This is a genomic window from Bacillus sp. FJAT-47783 (assembly GCF_022808615.1).
GTDB lineage: Bacteria > Bacillota > Bacilli > Bacillales > Aeribacillaceae > Bacillus_BZ.
Genome location: NZ_JAKZKS010000005.1, coordinates 81,273 through 100,678, shown reverse-complemented (window position 1 = coordinate 100,678; position 19,406 = coordinate 81,273). Strand labels below are relative to the sequence as shown.

The 19,406-nt window shown below is 38.7% G+C and carries 16 protein-coding genes; 13 read left to right on the top strand and 3 right to left on the bottom strand.

Annotated elements, in window-relative coordinates; genetic code table 11:
• Positions 1–63 precede the first annotated feature (63 nt).
• Positions 64–1,329: a phosphoribosylamine--glycine ligase gene (gene purD / locus MLD65_RS06010; RefSeq protein WP_243290976.1), complete on the top strand. Its 1,266-nt coding sequence runs from the start codon at positions 64–66 to the stop codon at positions 1,327–1,329.
• On the opposite strand, the gene MLD65_RS18240 is transcribed toward purD, so the two are convergent.
• Both MLD65_RS18240 and MLD65_RS06005 read right to left on the bottom strand, forming a co-directional pair.
• Positions 1,318–1,422 carry an EYxxD motif small membrane protein gene (locus MLD65_RS18240; RefSeq protein WP_347709273.1) on the bottom strand — a complete coding sequence of 35 codons (105 nt, stop codon included), beginning with the start codon at positions 1,420–1,422 and terminating at the stop codon, positions 1,318–1,320. The two genes, purD and MLD65_RS18240, sit on opposite strands and share 12 nt — an antisense overlap.
• A gap of 81 nt (positions 1,423–1,503) precedes the next feature.
• The gene (locus MLD65_RS06005; RefSeq protein WP_481748498.1) at positions 1,504–1,764 is read right to left on the bottom strand and encodes a YgaP family membrane protein; all 261 of its coding nucleotides are present in this window, start codon (positions 1,762–1,764) and stop codon (positions 1,504–1,506) included.
• A gap of 120 nt (positions 1,765–1,884) precedes the next feature.
• Here MLD65_RS06005 and MLD65_RS06000 point away from each other — a divergent pair, with 120 nt between their 5' ends.
• The 7 genes from MLD65_RS06000 (at position 1,885) to MLD65_RS05970 (ending at position 11,722) form a co-directional block, all read left to right on the top strand.
• Positions 1,885–3,624 (top strand): adenine deaminase C-terminal domain-containing protein, encoded by a 1,740-nt coding sequence (locus MLD65_RS06000; protein ID WP_243290974.1) that lies wholly within the window; start codon positions 1,885–1,887, stop codon positions 3,622–3,624.
• Positions 3,625–3,661: 37 nt separating this feature from the next.
• Positions 3,662–4,678 (top strand): DUF3048 domain-containing protein, encoded by a 1,017-nt coding sequence (locus MLD65_RS05995; RefSeq protein WP_243290973.1) that lies wholly within the window; start codon positions 3,662–3,664, stop codon positions 4,676–4,678.
• Positions 4,679–4,698: 20 nt separating this feature from the next.
• Complete coding sequence (locus MLD65_RS05990) at positions 4,699–4,995, top strand: YerC/YecD family TrpR-related protein (protein WP_243290972.1); 297 nt, start codon at positions 4,699–4,701, stop codon at positions 4,993–4,995.
• Between the two features lie 553 nt (positions 4,996–5,548).
• Positions 5,549–6,238, top strand: coding sequence for a heptaprenylglyceryl phosphate synthase (gene pcrB / locus MLD65_RS05985; RefSeq protein ID WP_243290971.1), 690 nt, complete (start codon positions 5,549–5,551; stop codon positions 6,236–6,238).
• Between the two features lie 59 nt (positions 6,239–6,297).
• Complete coding sequence (gene pcrA / locus MLD65_RS05980) at positions 6,298–8,511, top strand: DNA helicase PcrA (protein WP_243290970.1); 2,214 nt, start codon at positions 6,298–6,300, stop codon at positions 8,509–8,511.
• Between the two features lie 13 nt (positions 8,512–8,524).
• On the top strand, positions 8,525–10,531 hold the full coding sequence (gene ligA / locus MLD65_RS05975) for an NAD-dependent DNA ligase LigA (protein ID WP_243290969.1): 2,007 nt from the start codon (positions 8,525–8,527) through the stop codon (positions 10,529–10,531).
• Positions 10,532–10,546: 15 nt separating this feature from the next.
• Complete coding sequence (locus MLD65_RS05970; protein WP_243290968.1) at positions 10,547–11,722, top strand: CamS family sex pheromone protein; 1,176 nt, start codon at positions 10,547–10,549, stop codon at positions 11,720–11,722.
• Positions 11,723–11,771: 49 nt separating this feature from the next.
• Here MLD65_RS05970 and putP read toward each other — a convergent pair whose 3' ends face one another.
• Positions 11,772–13,250, bottom strand: a complete 1,479-nt coding sequence (gene putP / locus MLD65_RS05965) for a sodium/proline symporter PutP (RefSeq protein WP_243291021.1) — start codon at positions 13,248–13,250, stop codon at positions 11,772–11,774.
• Positions 13,251–13,622: 372 nt separating this feature from the next.
• Between putP and MLD65_RS05960 the strand changes: the two genes are divergently transcribed.
• From MLD65_RS05960 to MLD65_RS05940, 5 genes are all read left to right on the top strand, one after another.
• Positions 13,623–14,042: an Hsp20/alpha crystallin family protein gene (locus MLD65_RS05960; RefSeq protein WP_243290967.1), complete on the top strand. Its 420-nt coding sequence runs from the start codon at positions 13,623–13,625 to the stop codon at positions 14,040–14,042.
• Between the two features lie 379 nt (positions 14,043–14,421).
• Positions 14,422–14,712, top strand: coding sequence for an Asp-tRNA(Asn)/Glu-tRNA(Gln) amidotransferase subunit GatC (gene gatC / locus MLD65_RS05955; RefSeq protein WP_243291020.1), 291 nt, complete (start codon positions 14,422–14,424; stop codon positions 14,710–14,712).
• Between the two features lie 18 nt (positions 14,713–14,730).
• Positions 14,731–16,188: an Asp-tRNA(Asn)/Glu-tRNA(Gln) amidotransferase subunit GatA gene (gatA, locus tag MLD65_RS05950; protein ID WP_243291019.1), complete on the top strand. Its 1,458-nt coding sequence runs from the start codon at positions 14,731–14,733 to the stop codon at positions 16,186–16,188.
• Positions 16,189–16,201: 13 nt separating this feature from the next.
• Positions 16,202–17,632, top strand: a complete 1,431-nt coding sequence (gene gatB, locus MLD65_RS05945; RefSeq protein WP_243290966.1) for an Asp-tRNA(Asn)/Glu-tRNA(Gln) amidotransferase subunit GatB — start codon at positions 16,202–16,204, stop codon at positions 17,630–17,632.
• Positions 17,633–18,337: 705 nt separating this feature from the next.
• On the top strand, positions 18,338–19,372 hold the full coding sequence (locus MLD65_RS05940) for an HD domain-containing phosphohydrolase (protein ID WP_243290965.1): 1,035 nt from the start codon (positions 18,338–18,340) through the stop codon (positions 19,370–19,372).
• Positions 19,373–19,406 lie beyond the last annotated feature (34 nt).

Sequence of the window (19,406 nt, the reverse complement as noted above, 5' to 3'; positions counted from 1 at the left end):
GCTATAAGAAGTATGTACAAAGAATCAACAAGAAAATATAGCCTTTTAAAGGAGTGCTAAAAGATGAATGTATTAATCGTTGGTAAAGGTGGACGTGAGCATGCATTGGCTTGGAAAGCGTCTCAAAGTCCCCTTGTTCACAAAGTATTTGTCGCACCAGGGAATGCAGGAATGGAATCTGTTGCGGAAGTTGTCAATATTTCTGAGGAGTCCACAGAAGCACTCATTCAATTTGCGAAAAAAGAGCAAATTGGATTGACAATTGTTGGACCAGAAGTTCCGCTAATGAATGGGATTGTCAATGAATTTCAAAAGGAAGGGCTAACAGTATTCGGCCCAACGAAAGAAGCCGCTATTATCGAGGGAAGTAAAGCCTTTGCAAAGGATTTAATGAAAAAATACAACATACCGACTGCTGAATATGAAACATTTACGCAATTTGAAGAAGCGAAACGTTACGTTGAAGAAAAAGGTGCGCCAATTGTTATTAAAGCGGATGGCTTAGCCGCAGGTAAAGGTGTCGTTGTGGCCGAGACGAAAGAAGAGGCGATTGAAACACTTCGTGATTATTTACAACACGATAAATTCGGAAAAGCTAGCTCATCTGTTGTTGTCGAAGAGTTTTTGTTAGGAGAGGAATTCTCTCTCATGGCGTTTGTTCACGGTGAGAAAGTATATCCGATGGTCATCGCCCAAGACCATAAGCGCGCTTATGAAGGAGATAAAGGGCCTAATACAGGTGGAATGGGAGCGTATTCACCTGTGCCACAAATTCCAGACTCCATTGTTGAAAAGTCGATTGAGACGATTTTAAAACCTGCTGCAAGGGCACTAAAAAACGAGAATCGAAGCTTTACAGGTATTTTATATGCTGGATTAATGATTACGAATCAAGGACCGAAAGTCATTGAATTTAATGCCCGCTTTGGTGATCCGGAAACACAAGTTGTTTTACCGAGACTGAAGTCCGATTTAGTCGATATTTTAATCAAAATGTTAAAAGAAGAGCAAGTGGAATTAGAGTGGAGTGATGAAGCGGTAATGGGTGTTGTCGTTGCATCAGAAGGATATCCAGGGGACTATAAAAAAGGGACTCCACTTGGAAATCTAGAGCCACTTCAAGATCATCATCTTATTTTCCATGCGGGCACGAAAAAAGAAAACGGCCAATATGTGTCAGATGGTGGCCGTGTCTATCTCGTTGCATCATATGGGAAGTCATTAAAAGAAGCACAGCAAGAAGTGTACAAACAATTAGAGCAAGTGCCAATGGACGGCTTGTTTTTTAGAAAAGACATCGGCCATCGTGCGTTAAAATCAGTGTTCTGAGCTTCGCTTTTTTCGCACAAATGCAAAAAGCAAGGCTATGATACTTCCGATTAATAAGGCCAGTACAAAGGTCATATCCGTGAAAATTTCCATAAACATAGATGTGTACCTCCTTTGTATATTTTGATGGAGCAAACCTTGAATACAGGTTTGCTCCATTTGCATGCAGTCCAATTAGGAAGGATTGAAAGCCATGTCTTCTTCATCCAAATCCTCGTCATCTTCCATGTAACATTCAAACATAAACGTGATTGGACAAAATCGCAATATTCCTTCCCCAACCTTCATGGCAGCACACATAATTACAAGTAATAAGGAATCTCTCCAAGGCATTTTTATATATTTGGAACAAGCCCAACAAAGAGCGGTAAGTCCAAACGTAATTCGAAGGAGCGCATTCACGATTCCAATATTCGGTCTAAGCAATTCCTTCACTCCTTTTCTTTCGTGAATTTTTACAAATAGTATTCTAAAAACTGTCAAAATTCTTTAATGCGTTAATATTGTTCATATGTTAACATATAAAGTAATGACCAATGTTTAGGAGGAGTGCTTATGCCAAGTCGTGCTTATTGGAAAACAAATGATATCCGTCACCATATTGATGTCGCATCAAATAAAGTAGCACCTACGTTATGGCTAAAGCATGCTACGTTTTTACATCCTTACGTCAATAAATGGGTAAAAGGGAACATATGGATTCATAAAGACCGGATTATTTATGTTGGAGATAAAGAACCGCAAGTAAGTGAAGAGACAGAAGTGTATGATTGTAGCGGCCTTTACTTAGTACCGGGTTATATTGAACCACATGCCCACCCATTTCAATTATATAATCCCCATTCATTAGCGAAGTATGTGTCGCAATCGGGGACGACGACGTTAGTATGCGATAACTTATTACTGCTTTTACAATTCGACAAAAAGAAAGCGTTTTCTTTTTTGAAAGACATGCAAACACACCCTGTCCAATTTTTTTGGTGGGCAAGATTTGATCTTCAAACAGAAATAAAAGAAGAAGAACGAATTCTCGCACCTGAGGTTATTAAAGAGTGGATTAACCATCCGGCCGTGATCCAAGGTGGTGAGCTTACAGGGTGGCCAAAGTTGTTAGCCGGGGATGATTTATATCTTCATTGGATGAATGAAACGAAACGAGCTGGAAAACGAATTGAAGGACACTTCCCAGGGGCTTCAGAGACAACGTTAGCCAAAATGAAGCTATTTGGGGCAGATTGTGATCATGAAGCGATGACAGGAGAAGAAGTATATAAACGTCTCTTAAATGGTTACACCGTTTCACTTAGACATTCTTCGATTCGACCTGATTTAAAAAATATTTTGCGCGATTTATTAAAGCTTGGTGTCACGCGCTTTGATGAAATGTTTTTTAACACAGATGGGTCAACGCCAAACTTTTATCGTGAAGGGATGATGAATCAAGCACTTGACATTGCGATTCAAGAAGGGGTTCCAGAGTTTGAAGCTTATAAAATGGCTTCCTATAATATTGCGAAATATTATGAGCTGGATTCACTATTAGGGGTAATAGCACCGGGAAGGCTCGCCTCAATAAACTTTTTGAATTCCCCGAAAAATCCTCATCCAGTATCCGTTTTAGCTAAAGGAAAATGGATAAAGAAGGATGAAAAAATTCAACATGTATTTTCAGAAATGAATTGGGATCAATATGATGTCAAACCGATGGACATTCAATGGGACTTAACGAGTGATGACTTGCAATTTTCTATGCCGATGGGATTGAAAATGCGAAATGCCGTTATTATGGAACCGTACTCGATTACAATTGATAATTCAAAGGACGAACTGTCAACAGATCATGATGAAAGCTTTCTTGTCTTAATTGACAAAGAAGGAAAGTGGCGGATTAATACGCTACTTAAGGGCTTTGCGAAAAGCGTGAAAGGCTTTGCGAGTTCTTATTCAACGACAGGTGATATTATTTTAATTGGGAAAAGGAAAGACGATATATTGAAAGCGTTTTATCGATTAAAAGAGCTCGGTGGCGGGATTGTTCTTGTTGAAGATGGAGAAGTTTTACATGAAATTCCTCTTCATATTAATGGGATTGCTTCGATGAAAGATTTCGAACATATTTTAGATGAAGAAAGAATTTTAGACCGGCTTTTGAGGGAGAGGGGCTATCCATTCTCCGATGTTATTTATTCTTTATTGTTTTTATCTTCAACCCATCTACCGTATATTCGTATTACACCGGAAGGAATTTTTGATGTGATGAAAAAAACGATACTCTTTCCATCGATAATGCGTTAAAATATAAAAGAGAAGAGCAAAATAAGGTTGTGAATGTATGAAACGTCTTTTGTTTAGTGCGGTGATCGTAGCTTTAAGCATCACGTCCGCCTGCTCAAACAGTGTCGAACAATCAAATTCGGATTATGAACAAGAAGTGCGAAGTGAAGAGTCAAAAGAAGAGGCTGCATTTCTGCATCCTTTAACCGGTTTACCTTCGAAAGTAAAGGTGGATACTCGCCCTTATGCAGTCATGGTGAACAATCATCCAAAAGCAAGGCCGCAATCAGGTCTTCATCAAGCAGATATTGTATACGAGCTTTTAGCGGAAGGACACGTAACCCGTTTTTTAGCGATCTTCCAAAGTGAACAGCCAGAAGTCATCGGGCCTGTACGAAGTGCTAGAGATTATTATATTGACTTAAGTAAAGGGTACGATGCATTATATGTTAGCCATGGCTGGAGCCCTTCAGCAAAAGAAAAATTAACATCGGGAGAAGCGGATTATTTAAACGGATTATTTTATGATGGCACGCTGTTTTGGCGAGATGATACCCGAAAAGCCCCCCATAATTCTTATATTTCATTTGCTAACATGGAAAAGGGGGCAGAAAAGAAAGGGTATTCGACAACAGAAGAAGTCCCACCCATCCCATTTGCAAAAGAAAACGTAAATGATAGTGGTTCGGCGATGCCTGAATTTACGGTTCAATACGATGATTCTCCAACTTGGACCATTCAATATGAATATGATGATGAATTAGCTAGGTACAAGCGATATAGTGGGGACGAATTGACGGTAGACCGAGATACAAAAGATCCTGTATTAATAAGCAATATTTTTGTAGTTGAAATGGAGCATAAAATTATTGATAATTATGGTCGGAGAAATATAGATGTGTACACTGGAGGCAATGGATACTTATTTCAACATGGACAAATGCGTGAAGTTGAATGGAAAAACATCGATGGACGTATTTTGCCATACGAAAACGGGGACCCAGTTCCGTTTGTACCAGGTCGTACATGGATAAACGTTGTTCCAGACTTAAATAAAATGTTGCGATTACCATAGAAATGGAAGGAGACATGCGCATGCAAATCGATAAACTACGGGGAAAAGAATTGGATCAATTATTTGAAGCTATTCTTTCATTACGGGATCTTGAAGAATGTTATCGTTTTTTTGATGATCTTTGTACGGTGAACGAAATTCAATCCCTTGCTCAACGCCTTGAAGTAGCAAGAATGCTACAAGAAGGAAACACCTACCATAAAATTGAAACGGAAACAGGCGCAAGCACCGCAACCATTTCCCGTGTCAAACGCTGTTTAAACTACGGAAATGATGCATACGCAATGGCGCTTGACCGTGTCCATGATAAAGAGTAAAAGCTGTCTTAGGCAGCTTTTTACTTTTTTAAAATAAGGGATTGGATAAGGTGAGAATTCATTTAGGTCGTGCAATTTAGCAAAAGTAAGTGCAAATAAAGATAATGAGGTGCAATTCAGCGAAAGTAAATGCAAATAAAGATAATGAGGTGCAATTACAGCATAAAATATGCAAAAAAAGAAATTCATGTGCAAATAGTTTAAGATTCGTGCAATTAAGGGTAGAGTTCGTGCAAAAGTTGACGAAAGTGGTGCAATTATCCCTCAAACTCGTGCAATTATCTCCATTAGCCCCTCCGAATTTAATAAAAAACGACTAAAAAGCTGTCTTTTTTCTTTGATAGCGCTTTCTAAGAAAAATATCAAAATTCTCCCTCAATTTAAATTTCCATAACGCCTGGTATTTAAATTTAGATGCTCTTCTGATCACTATTCACAGTAAAATTCCCAACAAAGCAATGGAAACTTCATACATAAAATAATACGGTCGTTTTTTGGGTGGATCAATTTTGTTATAATAATGAAATGGTATGAAGAATAGGAGGAACATAGGATGTATGATATTAACGAGTGGAGACACGTGTTTAAACTCGATCCAGATAAAGATATAAGCGATGAGCAGCTTGAGAAAATATGCGAATCAAATACGGATGCTGTCATCGTTGGTGGAAGTGACAATATTACAGAAGATAATGTCCTTAACCTACTGGCACGTATTCGCAGGTATCTTGTGCCATGTGTGCTTGAGGTGTCCAATCGAGACGCCATCATTCCAGGCTTTGATTTATACTTTATCCCGACTGTTTTAAATAGTCAAAATACGAAATGGATTACCGAATTACATCACGATGCGGTGAAAGAGTACGGTGAACTAATGAATTGGGAAGAGATTGTGATGGAAGGGTATTGTATTTTAAATGATGACTGTAAAGCAGCAAAGCTAACGGAAGCCAATACGTCCCTTCATGTAGAAGATGTAAAGGCATATGCCAGAATGGCTGAGCATATGTTTAAGCTCCCTATTTTCTATTTAGAATACAGTGGTACTTATGGTGATGTTGAAACGGTAAAAGCTGCGAAATCTTGTCTTCAGAACACAAAGCTCGTCTATGGTGGCGGTATTAAAACAACAGAACAAGCAAAAGAGATGGCTGAGTGTGCAGACATTGTTGTCGTTGGCAATGTCATTTATGAAAATATAGAGGCAGCGTTAAACACGGTACAAGCTGTTAAAGGAGCATGACGAATCTCGAACATTCATGTAAAATAAGAACATACGTTTGTTTAAGGTGGTGACCGGTTTTGCAATTTATTACAGAACAATTACTTTCAGGTTTAAACGATCGGCAAAAAGAAGCGGTGAAATTAACAGATGGTCCTGTCTTAATTATGGCAGGGGCCGGTAGTGGAAAAACGAGAGTGTTAACACATCGCATCGTATACTTAATGGCGGAAAAGCAAGTTGCACCGTGGAACATTTTAGCGATTACGTTTACGAATAAAGCGGCTCGAGAAATGAAAGAGCGTATCGAAGGTCTCTTAGGCTCTGGTGGAGAAGATATATGGATTGCGACATTCCACTCGATGTGTGTCCGTATTTTACGCCGGGATATTGACCGGATCGGTATTAATCGTAACTTTTCCATCCTTGATACAACGGATCAATTATCCGTTATAAAATCAATATTAAAAGAAAAAAACTTAGATCCGAAAAAAAATGACCCAAGGTCGATCCTTGGCTCCATTAGTGCGGCTAAAAACGAGCTTATAACGCCCGAAGAATATCAAAAGTCCGCAGCGGGTCCGTGGGAGAAAATGGTGAGTGAGGTTTATACCGATTATCAGAAAAAGTTACTGAAAAACCAATCATTAGATTTTGATGATCTCATCATGTCTACGATTCACCTATTCCAACGAGTGCCTGAAGTGCTTGAATATTATCAACGAAAATTCCAGTACATTCATGTCGATGAGTATCAAGATACGAACCGTGCGCAATATATGTTAGTTAAAATGCTCGCTGCACGTTTTAAAAATATTTGTGTCGTCGGAGATTCAGATCAGTCGATATATCGTTGGCGCGGTGCAGACATTGCGAACATTTTATCGTTCGAAAAAGATTACGAAGATGCAAACGTTATTTTATTAGAGCAGAACTATCGCTCAACAAAGCGGATTTTACAAGCCGCCAATGAAGTCATTCAACATAATATGAATCGCAAGCCGAAAAACTTATGGACGGAAAACCCAGAAGGAAATGAAATTACGTATTATCGTGCGGATAGCGAACAAGGGGAAGCACAGTTTGTTGCTGGGAAAATTCAAGAAATGGTTCGTTCTGGAGATAGAAAATATTCTGATATCGCGGTTTTATATCGGACAAATGCTCAATCCCGTGTCATGGAGGAAGTACTATTAAAATCGAATATCGACTATACGATTGTCGGTGGCATTAAGTTCTACGACCGCAAAGAAATTAAAGATATTCTTGCTTACTTACGTGTTGTAGCAAATCCAGATGACGATATTAGTTTAACTCGAATCATTAATGTACCAAAACGTGGAGTTGGAGCAACGTCTGTTGATCGAATTCAAGCCTATGCAATAGAGCACGGAATATCCATGTTCCAGGCACTTGAAGAAATTGAAGAGATCGGAGTAAGTGCACGAGTCGTCAATGCTTTATTATCTTTTCGTGACATGATCCGTAACTTTACCGATATGCAAGATTATTTATCCGTAACGGAACTTGCCGAAGAGCTTATTGAGAAAACAGGCTACCGTGATATGCTAAAACAAGAAAAAACATTGGAAGCAGCGAGCCGCTTAGAAAACATCGATGAGTTTATATCCGTTACACAAAGCTTCGAAAAACAAAGTGAAGACAAAAGTTTAGTCGCTTTCTTAACGGATTTAGCATTAATTGCAGATATTGATCAACTTGACGAAGAGGAAGAAGAACAAGAAAAAGACCGAGTTGTGTTAATGACACTTCACTCTGCAAAGGGCCTTGAATTCCCAGTCGTATTTTTAATCGGAATGGAAGAAGGAGTGTTTCCGCATAGCCGCTCCTTAATGGAAGAAGCAGAGATGGAAGAAGAACGCCGCCTAGCATATGTCGGAATTACACGTGCTGAAGAAGAATTGTTTTTAACAAACGCGCAAATGCGTACATTATTTGGACGCACAAATATGAATCCAGAATCTCGTTTTATTGCAGAAATTCCAGCAGAGTTAATTAACAATGTTTCACAAGTGAAGAGAAGTGCATCGTTTTCACGGCAAACAGCGCAAGCAACCCGCCCTTCTTTCTCGAAACCAACGTTAAAAAGTACAGGTGGAGATGCCCTTGATTGGTCTGTCGGGGATAAAGCAGCTCATAAAAAATGGGGAATCGGAACGGTAGTTAGTGTGAAAGGATCTAATGAAGATAAGGAGCTTGACATTGCATTCCCAAGTCCGGTTGGGATAAAACGCTTATTAGCGAAATTTGCACCAATTGAAAAAGTACAGTGAGAGGGATGACATAATGGAAAAAGAGACTGCAATGAGCCGTGTAAAGGAACTACACGAGCTATTAAATCGATACAACTATGAATACCATGTGCTGGACTCTCCTTCGATCCCAGATGCAGAATATGACAAGTTAATGCGAGAATTAATTGAGCTTGAAGCACAATTTCCGGAATTAAAAACAACAGACTCCCCATCACAGCGTGTAGGTGGACAAGCGCTCGACTCTTTCCAAAAAGTCGAGCATACCATTCCTATGTTAAGCTTAAGCAATGCTTTTAATGAACAAGATTTACGCGATTTTGATCGCCGCGTTAGACAAGCAGTAGGTGAGGATGTTCAATATACGGTCGAACTAAAAATTGATGGTTTAGCAGTATCCCTTCGCTATGAAAACGGTTTGTTTGTCCAAGGAGCTACTCGTGGAGATGGATTTACGGGGGAGGACATTTCAGAAAACTTAAAAACGATTCGCTCTATTCCGTTACGTTTAAAAAAAGAATGGACAATGGAAGTGCGCGGCGAAGCGTATATGCCAAAAAAGTCGTTTGAGAAACTGAATAATGATCGGAAAAACGAAAACGAAGAGCCTTTTGCCAATCCAAGAAATGCAGCAGCGGGTTCATTACGTCAATTAGATCCGAAAATTGCTGCGAAACGAAATCTCGATATTTTCGTCTATAGTATTGCAGACATTGGCGAAATAGGTGTCACTTCTCATAGTGAAGGCCTCAAATTATTAGATGAGATTGGCTTTAGAACAAATCAAGAGCGTCGAGTGTGTCAAACGATCGATGAAGTGATTGCTATGTTAGATGAATATCTTCGTAAACGTCCAGAGTTGCCGTATGAAATTGACGGTCTCGTTGTGAAAGTAGACAATTTACAGCAACAAGAAAAGCTCGGATATACTGCAAAAAGTCCACGCTGGGCGATTGCGTACAAATTCCCGGCTGAAGAGGTGGTAACAAAGCTCATAGATATTGAATTAACCGTAGGTCGTACAGGGGTTTTAACGCCTACCGCCCTTCTTGAGCCTGTTCGAGTGGCCGGAACGACAGTTAAACGAGCATCGCTGCATAACGAAGATTTAATTCGAGAAAAAGATATTAAAATCGGGGATACCGTTGTCATTAAAAAAGCCGGAGACATTATTCCTGAAGTCGTGAATGTATTAGTAGACAACCGAACTGGTGACGAAATGGATTTTCACATGCCGACAGAATGTCCAGAATGTCAAAGTAAGTTAGTCCGTATTGAAGGCGAAGTAGCGCTTCGCTGTGTGAATCCGAAATGTCCTGCACAAATTCGTGAAGGTCTTATTCACTTTGTCTCACGTAATGCAATGAATATTGATGGGCTAGGAGAGCGTGTCATTACACAACTATTCAATGAAAAGCTTATTGATGATGTAGCTGACTTATATAAGCTAAAACGGGAGCAACTCTTAAACTTAGAGCGAATGGGTGAAAAGTCAACGGAAAACCTATTGAATGCGATTGAAAAGTCGAAAGAAAACTCACTGGAGCGACTCCTATTTGGCTTAGGTATCCGTCATGTCGGCGCAAAGGCAGCTAAAACATTGGCTGAACACTTTGAAACGATGGAACGATTGCAAAGTGCGACAAAGGAAGAATTAATCGCAATCAATGAAATTGGAGAAAAAATGGCCGATTCGATTGTAACGTATTTTAGAAGCGCTGAAGTTAATGAACTCATTGAGGAATTAAAAACCCTAGGTGTAAACATGTCTTTTAAAGGGGTGAAACGGACAATTGCTGATGTGGCCGATTCGTATTTTGCAGGGAAAACGGTTGTCTTAACTGGAAAATATGAATCCATGTCCCGTAACGAAGCAAAAGCAGAGATTGAAGCTCGCGGTGGTAAAATAACGGGAAGTGTTAGTAGTAAAACAGATTTAGTTATTGCGGGTGAAGCTGCAGGAAGTAAATTAAAGAAAGCTCAAGAGTTGAACGTTGAAGTTTGGGATGAAGCCCGAATGTTAAAAGAATTTAATGCATAAGAGAGGTAGATTACCTTGAAAAAAGCACTTTTCGGAGTAATAGCAAGTATCATATTGCTTGCTTCTTGCTCAAATATCGGAGAACCAGAGGAAATTGTGCAAGAGTCGGATGATTCTGAAAAAGAAACAGCGATTATTCCAAAATATAGTATTTCGGAAGATAATCATAAAATGCTCGTTCCGTTCGAAACGAGTGAAGCAAGAGGACTTGTTGCAAGTAATTTAAATACGCGACTCGATATCGATGAATTTGAAACAGGTCTCATGAGGATGGCATTGGATACGTTCCCAACGGACGAGTATTATTTTAAAGAAGGTCAGTATTTGGATGGAGAGACTGTCGGTAGTTGGTTGGCCCGTAAAAAAGAAGGAAAAGATTTAGAAGAAGCGCTTAAAAAAGATAAAAACTTTAAAAATGAAGGATTAAATCCACCTAAGTCAAAGAAAGGGTCAGAAACGGAACGAAATGAAAACAGCCCAATCTATTTAGCACATATTTTGGAACATGATTATTTAGTGAAAAAAGATGAAAAATCATTGGAGCTAGGTGGCCTATCCATTGGGCTTGCACTGAATTCTGTTCACTACTATAAAACAGAACAAGGATACCCGCGTGAAAAAGAAATTCCTAAAGATACACTAGAAAGGGTAGGAAAAGAATACGCACAAGAAATTGTCAATCGTATTCGTGGCATGGAAGGGTTAAGCCAAGTCCCTATCGTTGTTTCGATTTATGCTCAAGCACCTAAATCATCCATTGTACCTGGTCAATTCATCGCTAAAACGGTTGTCGATAAGGGAAGTAGTAAAATTGGGAAATGGACGAACATTGATGAAAAATATTATTTCTTCCCGTCATCAGAAGCGAGTGAGAAAAAGCCAGACGATGCGAACCGTTTTAATTTGTTAAAGGGCGATATTGAAGAGTTTTTCCCGAATTATACAGGTGTAATAGGCATTGCCTTTTATCAAAATGATGAACTTCGGCAAATGAAAATTGACATCCCGATGCAATTTTATGGTAAAACAGAAGTCATTGCATTTACCCAATACTTAGCTGGAAAGGTCATGGAATATTACCGAGAAGACTATATTTCTTTAGAAGTAAACATAACCTCCACAAATGGAGAGGAAGCGGTCATTATTAAAAAGCCGGGTCAAGAAGAGCCGTTTGTTCATGTTTATCAATAATAAAAAAGGTGGTCAATTGCTACAATTTGACCACCTTTTTTCATATTCATTATTTTAAATCTTCTACTAATTTTTCTTCCATTTGTTCAAATGTTGATGTAATATCTTTTTCCGGTTCTTTTGTCATGAGGCTGACGACGACAACGGTGACGAAGCTTAAGATAAATCCAGGAATAATTTCATACAGTACGTCGCTTAATCCCGTATTTGCCCAGATTAAAACAGTTGCTGTACCGACAATCATTCCAGCAAGTGCACCCCATTTTGTCATTCGCTTCCAACGGAGGCTAAGAATAATAACAGGTCCGAATGCGGCACCGAATCCTGCCCAAGCGTATCCAACTAATCCAAGAATCGTGTCGTTTGGATTAACAGATAATAATACGGAAACGATTGCAACACCTAATACCGCTAAGCGACCAATCATGACAAGCTCTTTTTGAGTGGCATTTCGTTTAAAGAATGATTTGTAAAAATCTTCTGTAACCGCACTTGATGTTACAAGAAGTTGTGATGAAATCGTACTCATAATAGCGGCTAAAATTGCTGAAAGTAAAAATCCGGTAACAAGTGGATGGAACAGTACTTCAGCAAATTTAATAAAAATGGTTTCTGGGTTATCAAGTGTTAAACCTTTTTCAGAAATGTAAGCAATTCCAATAAGACCAATTAACATGGCTCCCACTACCGTTAAAATCATCCAACCAATGCCGATGCGGCGGGCTGATTTCAACTCTTTAATCGAGTTAATTGCCATAAAGCGGACGATAATATGTGGTTGTCCAAAGTAACCAAGTCCCCATGCAAACAAAGAAATAAGACCTAATATAGAAGTACCTTTAAAGATATCTAAGTAAGCAGGATTTAAACGTTCGATTTCGGCAAATGCAGGTTCAACGCCCCCAACTTCTGTAAAAGCTACAATTGGCACAATGATAAGGGCTAAAACCATAATGGTACCTTGTACAAAGTCCGTTAAACTAACAGCCAAAAATCCACCGAATAATGTGTAGGCAACAACTACCCCTGCGGTGACAAAAAGGCCAAGCCTATAATCGAGGCCAAAAGCAGATTCAAATAGTGTACCGCCTGATACCATTCCAGCTGACGTATAAAGAGTGAAGAAAATAAAAATAACAATAGCTGAAACGAGACGTAATACTTTTGATCCATCCTGAAAACGATTTTCGAAAAAATCAGGAATCGTAATGGAGTTGTTCGCGACTTCTGTGTAAACACGAAGACGCGGTGCAACTAATAAATAGTTAAAATAAGCTCCAATCGTTAAACCGATAGCAATCCATATGCTTGAAATACCGGATGCATACATGGCGCCAGGTAACCCCATGAGCAGCCATCCGCTCATATCAGAAGCTCCTGCCGACAATGCTGTAACCGCCGGTCCAAGCTTACGACCGCCTAACATGTAACCAGACAAATCATCAGTCGATTTTTTATATGCATAAAACCCGATAGCTAACATTAATAAGAAGTAAAAAGATATAGAAATAAATTCATAAAATTGCATCATATTCCCCCTTCATATAATAGAAATAAGCAGAAAATTAAGAAAAAATAGCAAATTATCATTTTAATAAAATAGGAAAATTTGAGATACATAATTTTGGAAGCGGTTACATTATCGGTTTAATTGATTAAAACAATGAGACTTTTTTATACTAACAAATATTTAGATAAATATCAATATTGGAACATAAGTGAATAAGGGAATGCAATATTTTGTCGTGAAATGAATTTTCATTAAAAAAAATGTATAGAGCAGATTGAAAATGGGCGAGAACAATCGATCAATTGCATGAAACGTGTAGGCAAACTACCTTTTGAAAACATATGATGTACAGACAGAATTGTAACGAAAGGAAAAAGGAGGGAAGACCCATTGCCAGAGGAGTTCAGAAAAGAACCTGTTGGACCGATGAAATTAGTAAATGATTTTTTTACGAAACATCCTCAACGAACTTTACTAACAGAGATTGATCATTTTTTTCGTGATAAGTTAGTCGAGCCTTTTTTTCCTGTCCAAACATATGAAACGAGTACACATTTTTTAGTAACTGCAGAGCTACCAGGTATTCCGAAAGAAGATATAAACGTGAAAGTAATAGGAAATGAATTAATGATTTCGGTTAAAAAAGGAAAAAAAGAAGAATATCTCACGAAGCGCAAAATAAGAGGGGCGAAACGGACAATAGAACTCCCTACACATGTAGTAAATCAAAATATGAAGGCTACCTATAAAGACGGTGTTCTCAAAATTCGTCTTCGGAAAAAACGTGGAAAATCAATAGAAATCGAATAAAGATCATCGTTAAAATACCGCCAGCACTATGAGGCGGTATTTGTTCTTGTTTATCCCACTCTTAACGGGCAGTAAGACCCCCACCTCAAGATTCTGTAGTAAAGCAAAGAAAATAGGTGGGGGACAAGGTCCGAAAAAATGAACACAGACTAAGAGCGCCACGTCCTGTGGCAACGTCTGTGTAACCCACATCCTGTGGGTCACAAGGGCCTTTAGGTCATCCCGTAGGGACTAACATTCAGTGGGGGATGAAAAAAACCCCACTGAATGAAGTTTCTCTTTATAGGAACAAATGTAAGAAGGTTAGTTGCTTTAACAGCCTAAATTCTGATATTATCAGAGTATTGCAGTTGTTCGAATATGATGGAGGTGAAGGATGATGTCACGCATTTCAAAAGAACAAGTAAAACATGTCGCACATCTTGCTAGGCTTGCTATTACTGAAGAAGAAGCGGAAATGTTTACAACGCAGCTCGATGCGATTATTACATTTGCTGAACAATTAAACGAATTAAATACGGAAAATGTTGAACCGACATCTCACGTATTAAATATGAAAAATATTTTGAGAGAAGACGTACCTGAACAAGGATTAGAACGAGAAGAAGTATTGAAAAATGCTCCAGATCATCAAGATGGACAAGTTCGAGTGCCATCTATTCTCGAATAAGGAGGGGACTGATTGACCATGGCGTTATTTGATCATAAAATTTCTGAGTTAAAAGAAATGATACATAGGAAAGAAATTACGGTATCTGATTTAGTTGATGAATCCTATCGCCGTATTGCCGAAGTAGACGGAAAAGTAGATGCGTTTTTAACATTAGATGAAGAGCGTGCGCGTCAAAAAGCGAAAGAGCTTGATGCACAAATCGGAAACAAAGATGAATTCGGTTTACTTTTCGGTATGCCGATTGGTATTAAAGATAATATCGTAACGAAAGATTTACGTACAACATGTGCAAGTAAAATTTTAGAAAACTTCAATCCGATTTACGACGCAACCGTTATGCAGAAGCTCCACGAGGCTGAGGCTGTAACTATTGGGAAAATTAATATGGACGAGTTTGCAATGGGATCTTCCAATGAAAACTCTGGCTTTAAAAAGACGCGTAACCCGTGGAATTTAGATACAGTTCCTGGTGGATCAAGCGGTGGGTCTGCTGCAGCTGTAGCAGCAGGTGAAGTTCCTTTTACTCTCGGATCTGATACAGGTGGTTCGATTCGACAACCAGCTGCGTTTTGTGGTGTAGTTGGATTAAAACCTACATATGGACGTGTGTCTCGTTTTGGTCTTGTGGCCTTTGCTTCGTCTTTAGACCAAATCGGACCTATTACACGTACGGTTGAAGATAATGCATATTTACTGCAAGCCATTGCAGGATTAGACAAAATGGATTCAACTTCTGCTAATGTAGATGTTCCAGATTATATCGCTGCTTTAACGGGTGATGTAAAAGGAATGAAAATTGCTGTGCCAAAGGAATATTTAGGCGAAGGTGTTAGTGAAGAAGCGCGCCAGTCTGTTTTAAATGCATTAAAAGTACTTGAGGGGTTAGGGGCAACGTGGGAAGAAGTATCACTTCCACATTCTAAATATGGAATCGCTACGTATTATTTATTAGCCTCTTCAGAAGCATCATCTAACTTAGCACGCTTTGATGGAGTGCGTTACGGGTACCGTACAGATAATGCAGAAAACTTAATCGAAATGTACAAGCAAACACGTGCTGAAGGATTCGGAGACGAAGTGAAACGTCGTATTATGCTTGGAACGTTCGCATTAAGCTCTGGTTATTACGATGCGTATTATAAAAAGGCGCAGCAAGTTCGTACATTAATTAAGAAAGATTTTGAAGATGTTCTTGCCAATTATGATGTGATCATCGGGCCAACGACGCCGACACCAGCGTTTAAAATTGGGGAGAAAATCGATGACCCATTAACGATGTATGCAAACGATATTTTAACGATTAACGTAAACTTAGCAGGTGTGCCAGCTATTTCTGTACCGTGCGGTTTTGCAAACGGCTTACCACTTGGGTTACAAATTATCGGTAAACACTTTGACGAAAGCACGGTTTACCGGGTTGCTCATGCGTTCGAGCAAGCAACAGACTTCCATAAACAAAAACCGGAATTGTAAGGGGTGAGAACGAATGAACTTTGAAACGGTCATTGGACTTGAAGTCCATGTAGAATTAAAGACAAAATCAAAAATTTTCTCTAGTTCACCGAATGCCTTCGGAGCAGAGCCAAATACAAACACATCGGTTATTGACCTTGGATATCCAGGTGTTTTGCCGGTTCTAAATAAAGAAGCCGTTGAGTTTGCCATGAAAGCAGCAATGGCCTTAAACTGTGAAGTTGCGACAGATACAAAATTTGACCGCAAAAACTATTTTTATCCAGACAATCCGAAAGCATACCAAATTTCGCAATATGATAAACCAATTGGGGAAAATGGTTGGATTGAAATCGAAGTTGACGGTAAGAAAAAACGGATCGGCATTACGCGCCTTCATTTAGAGGAAGATGCGGGTAAATTAACACACTCTGGTGACGGATATTCCTTAGTTGACTTTAACCGTCAAGGAACTCCACTCATTGAAATTGTTTCTGAACCTGACATTCGCACACCAGAAGAAGCTTACGCATACTTAGAAAAATTAAAATCAATCATTCAATATACTGGTGTATCCGATTGTAAAATGGAAGAAGGGTCCCTTCGCTGTGATGCAAACATTTCCCTTCGTCCAATCGGTCAAGAAGCATTCGGTACGAAAACAGAGCTGAAAAACTTAAACTCTTTCAACTTTGTTCGAAAAGGTCTTGAGCATGAAGAAAAACGCCAAGCAGAAGTTCTATTATCTGGTGGTGTCATTCAACAAGAAACACGTCGTTTCGATGAAGCGACAGGTAAAACAATCTTAATGCGTGTAAAAGAAGGTTCTGAAGACTACCGTTACTTCCCTGAGCCAGACCTTGTTTCTCTTTATATTGATGAAGAGTGGAAAGAGCGTGTTCGTGCATCGATTCCTGAGCTTCCAGATGTCAGGAAGAAGCGCTATATCGAAGAGCTTGGCTTACCAGCATATGATGCAAAAGTCTTAACATTGACAAAGGAAATGTCTGATTTCTTTGAGGCAACGGTCGAAGCTGGCGCTGATGCGAAGCTTGCATCGAACTGGCTTATGGGTGAAGTATCCGGCTACTTAAACGCGGAACAAAAAGAGCTAACAGATGTTGCGTTAACACCTGAAAGCCTTGCTGGCATGATTAAACTTATTGAAAAAGGCACAATTTCATCAAAAATCGCGAAGAAAGTGTTCAAAGAGCTGATGGAAAAAGGCGGAGACGCAGAAACAATCGTTAAAGAAAAAGGACTCGTCCAAATCTCAGACGAAGGCACAATCCGCCAACTTGTAAACGAAACGTTGGACGAAAATCCACAATCCATCGAAGACTTCAAAAACGGAAAAGACCGTGCGATCGGCTTCCTAGTCGGACAAATTATGAAGAAAACAAAAGGACAAGCGAACCCGCAAATGGTGAACAAGTTCTTATTAGAAGAAATTAAACAACGCTAAAACAAAGGCAAATACCACCCGATAAATAGATTGGGTGGTATTTTTTTTGGTTACAAAGCGAGTGGTGTAGGGAAACTATGAGTAGCTCAGAAGTTAAACAAACGTTTAATTAAATGTGTGGAATCGAAGTAGAAGAATCTTAAACAAGTTAAATATACGTTTAATTAAGCAGCAGAAACGCAATAGTAAGAACGGTTTGAAAATTAAACAAACGTTTAATTATATCCAAGAAGACCTATTTGTAAGTAGAGCGATCATGTTTAAACAAACGTTTAATTAAATTTCTGTTTCATGCAGGATAACGAATTATACATACGAAAAATCAACTTTAATGTGCTTGAGTCTTTGTAATCGTTTTCATCAGTTTTATGACAAATCTTTAATTTTCTTCTCATTGTCGTCAATTCAATGTAAGATAATTGTACCAGTATTGTTAAATACAGGCTCATCACCAAAAGTCGGGGGTGATAAATTCTATAAAAATATGTACCCGTTTCAATTTCCTCATTTTTTTGCAATTATGAATGCAAAAATAGATGTTAAGTGATGGTTTTTATGTCACCCCCAAGTTACGGTGATGAACCTAATTACAAGGATATAAATAGAGGGTCATCTTACAAAAAAGCCTTATTCATTTTCCAAGTTAAAAGGAAAACACAAAAATACATCATGTTATTGAGACTATCTAAGTTTGGAGGAATTATTTTGGCTTCTTTACATCCTGCATTAGAAGGTTATTTACTATTAGCAGATGCTGTGATCATTACAGATCGTCATCAAAGAATTGTTGCTGTCAATGAAACATTTGAGAGAGTTACAGGCTATACGAAAGATTTTGCATACGGAAAGAACCCCAATTTTCTTCAATCTGGTTTTACCAATCCGAATGCATATGTTCAATTAAAGGAAAACTTGCAACAAAATAAATCGTGGTCCGGTGTTTTTATTAATCAAAAAAAATGTGGGGATCATTGGCATTCTTCGATTACGATTACACCAATCGAAATAGAAGGTGACATTTACTATTTAGGGATTTTTCGAGAATTAGAAAAATTAAAAGAAGGTTCGTACGTTTCGAAGGAAGAAGCGAGAAAGGTGAAGAAGGAAATCTTAAAAATGCTAGCGATCTCGTGTGAGATTCGGGATCCAGATATAGAAGTCCACTTATTAAGGGTACAAAAGCTGACAGAGGAGCTCATTCATTTTCATAATAAAAGATTACATTTGAAATTAGAAAAGGAGTATATAGACAATATTATTAGTGCTAGTATTTTACATGACATCGGAAAAGCGAGTATTCCTGAAGGGATCTTATACAAACCTGGTGCACTGACGAAATATGAACGAATGATTATCGAAACTCATCCACTAAGTGGAGGAGATATGTTGAGCAGGATTGTGGAAGACATCGATTTAAACTTATTCAAAAAAAGCTTTAAAGTCGCTGAAAATATCATTCTACACCATCATGAAAGATGGGATGGAACGGGTTACCCGAAAAAACTGAAAGAAACAGAGATTCCATTTGAGGCAAGGATCGTTGGCATTGTCGATGTGTTTGAAGCATTAACAAGTAGACGCTCGTATAAAGAGGCATGGTCCACGGAAAAAGCACTTGCTTATCTAAAAGAAAATCGAGGGAAACACTTCGATCCAGAGTTAGTAGACTCTTTCATTATGATGAAACAACGTTCTGGATTAAGGGATTATTTCCATTTAAAAACTACGATAACGGTCTAAACGAGACTGAACTTCCGATAATAGAAAGAGAAAC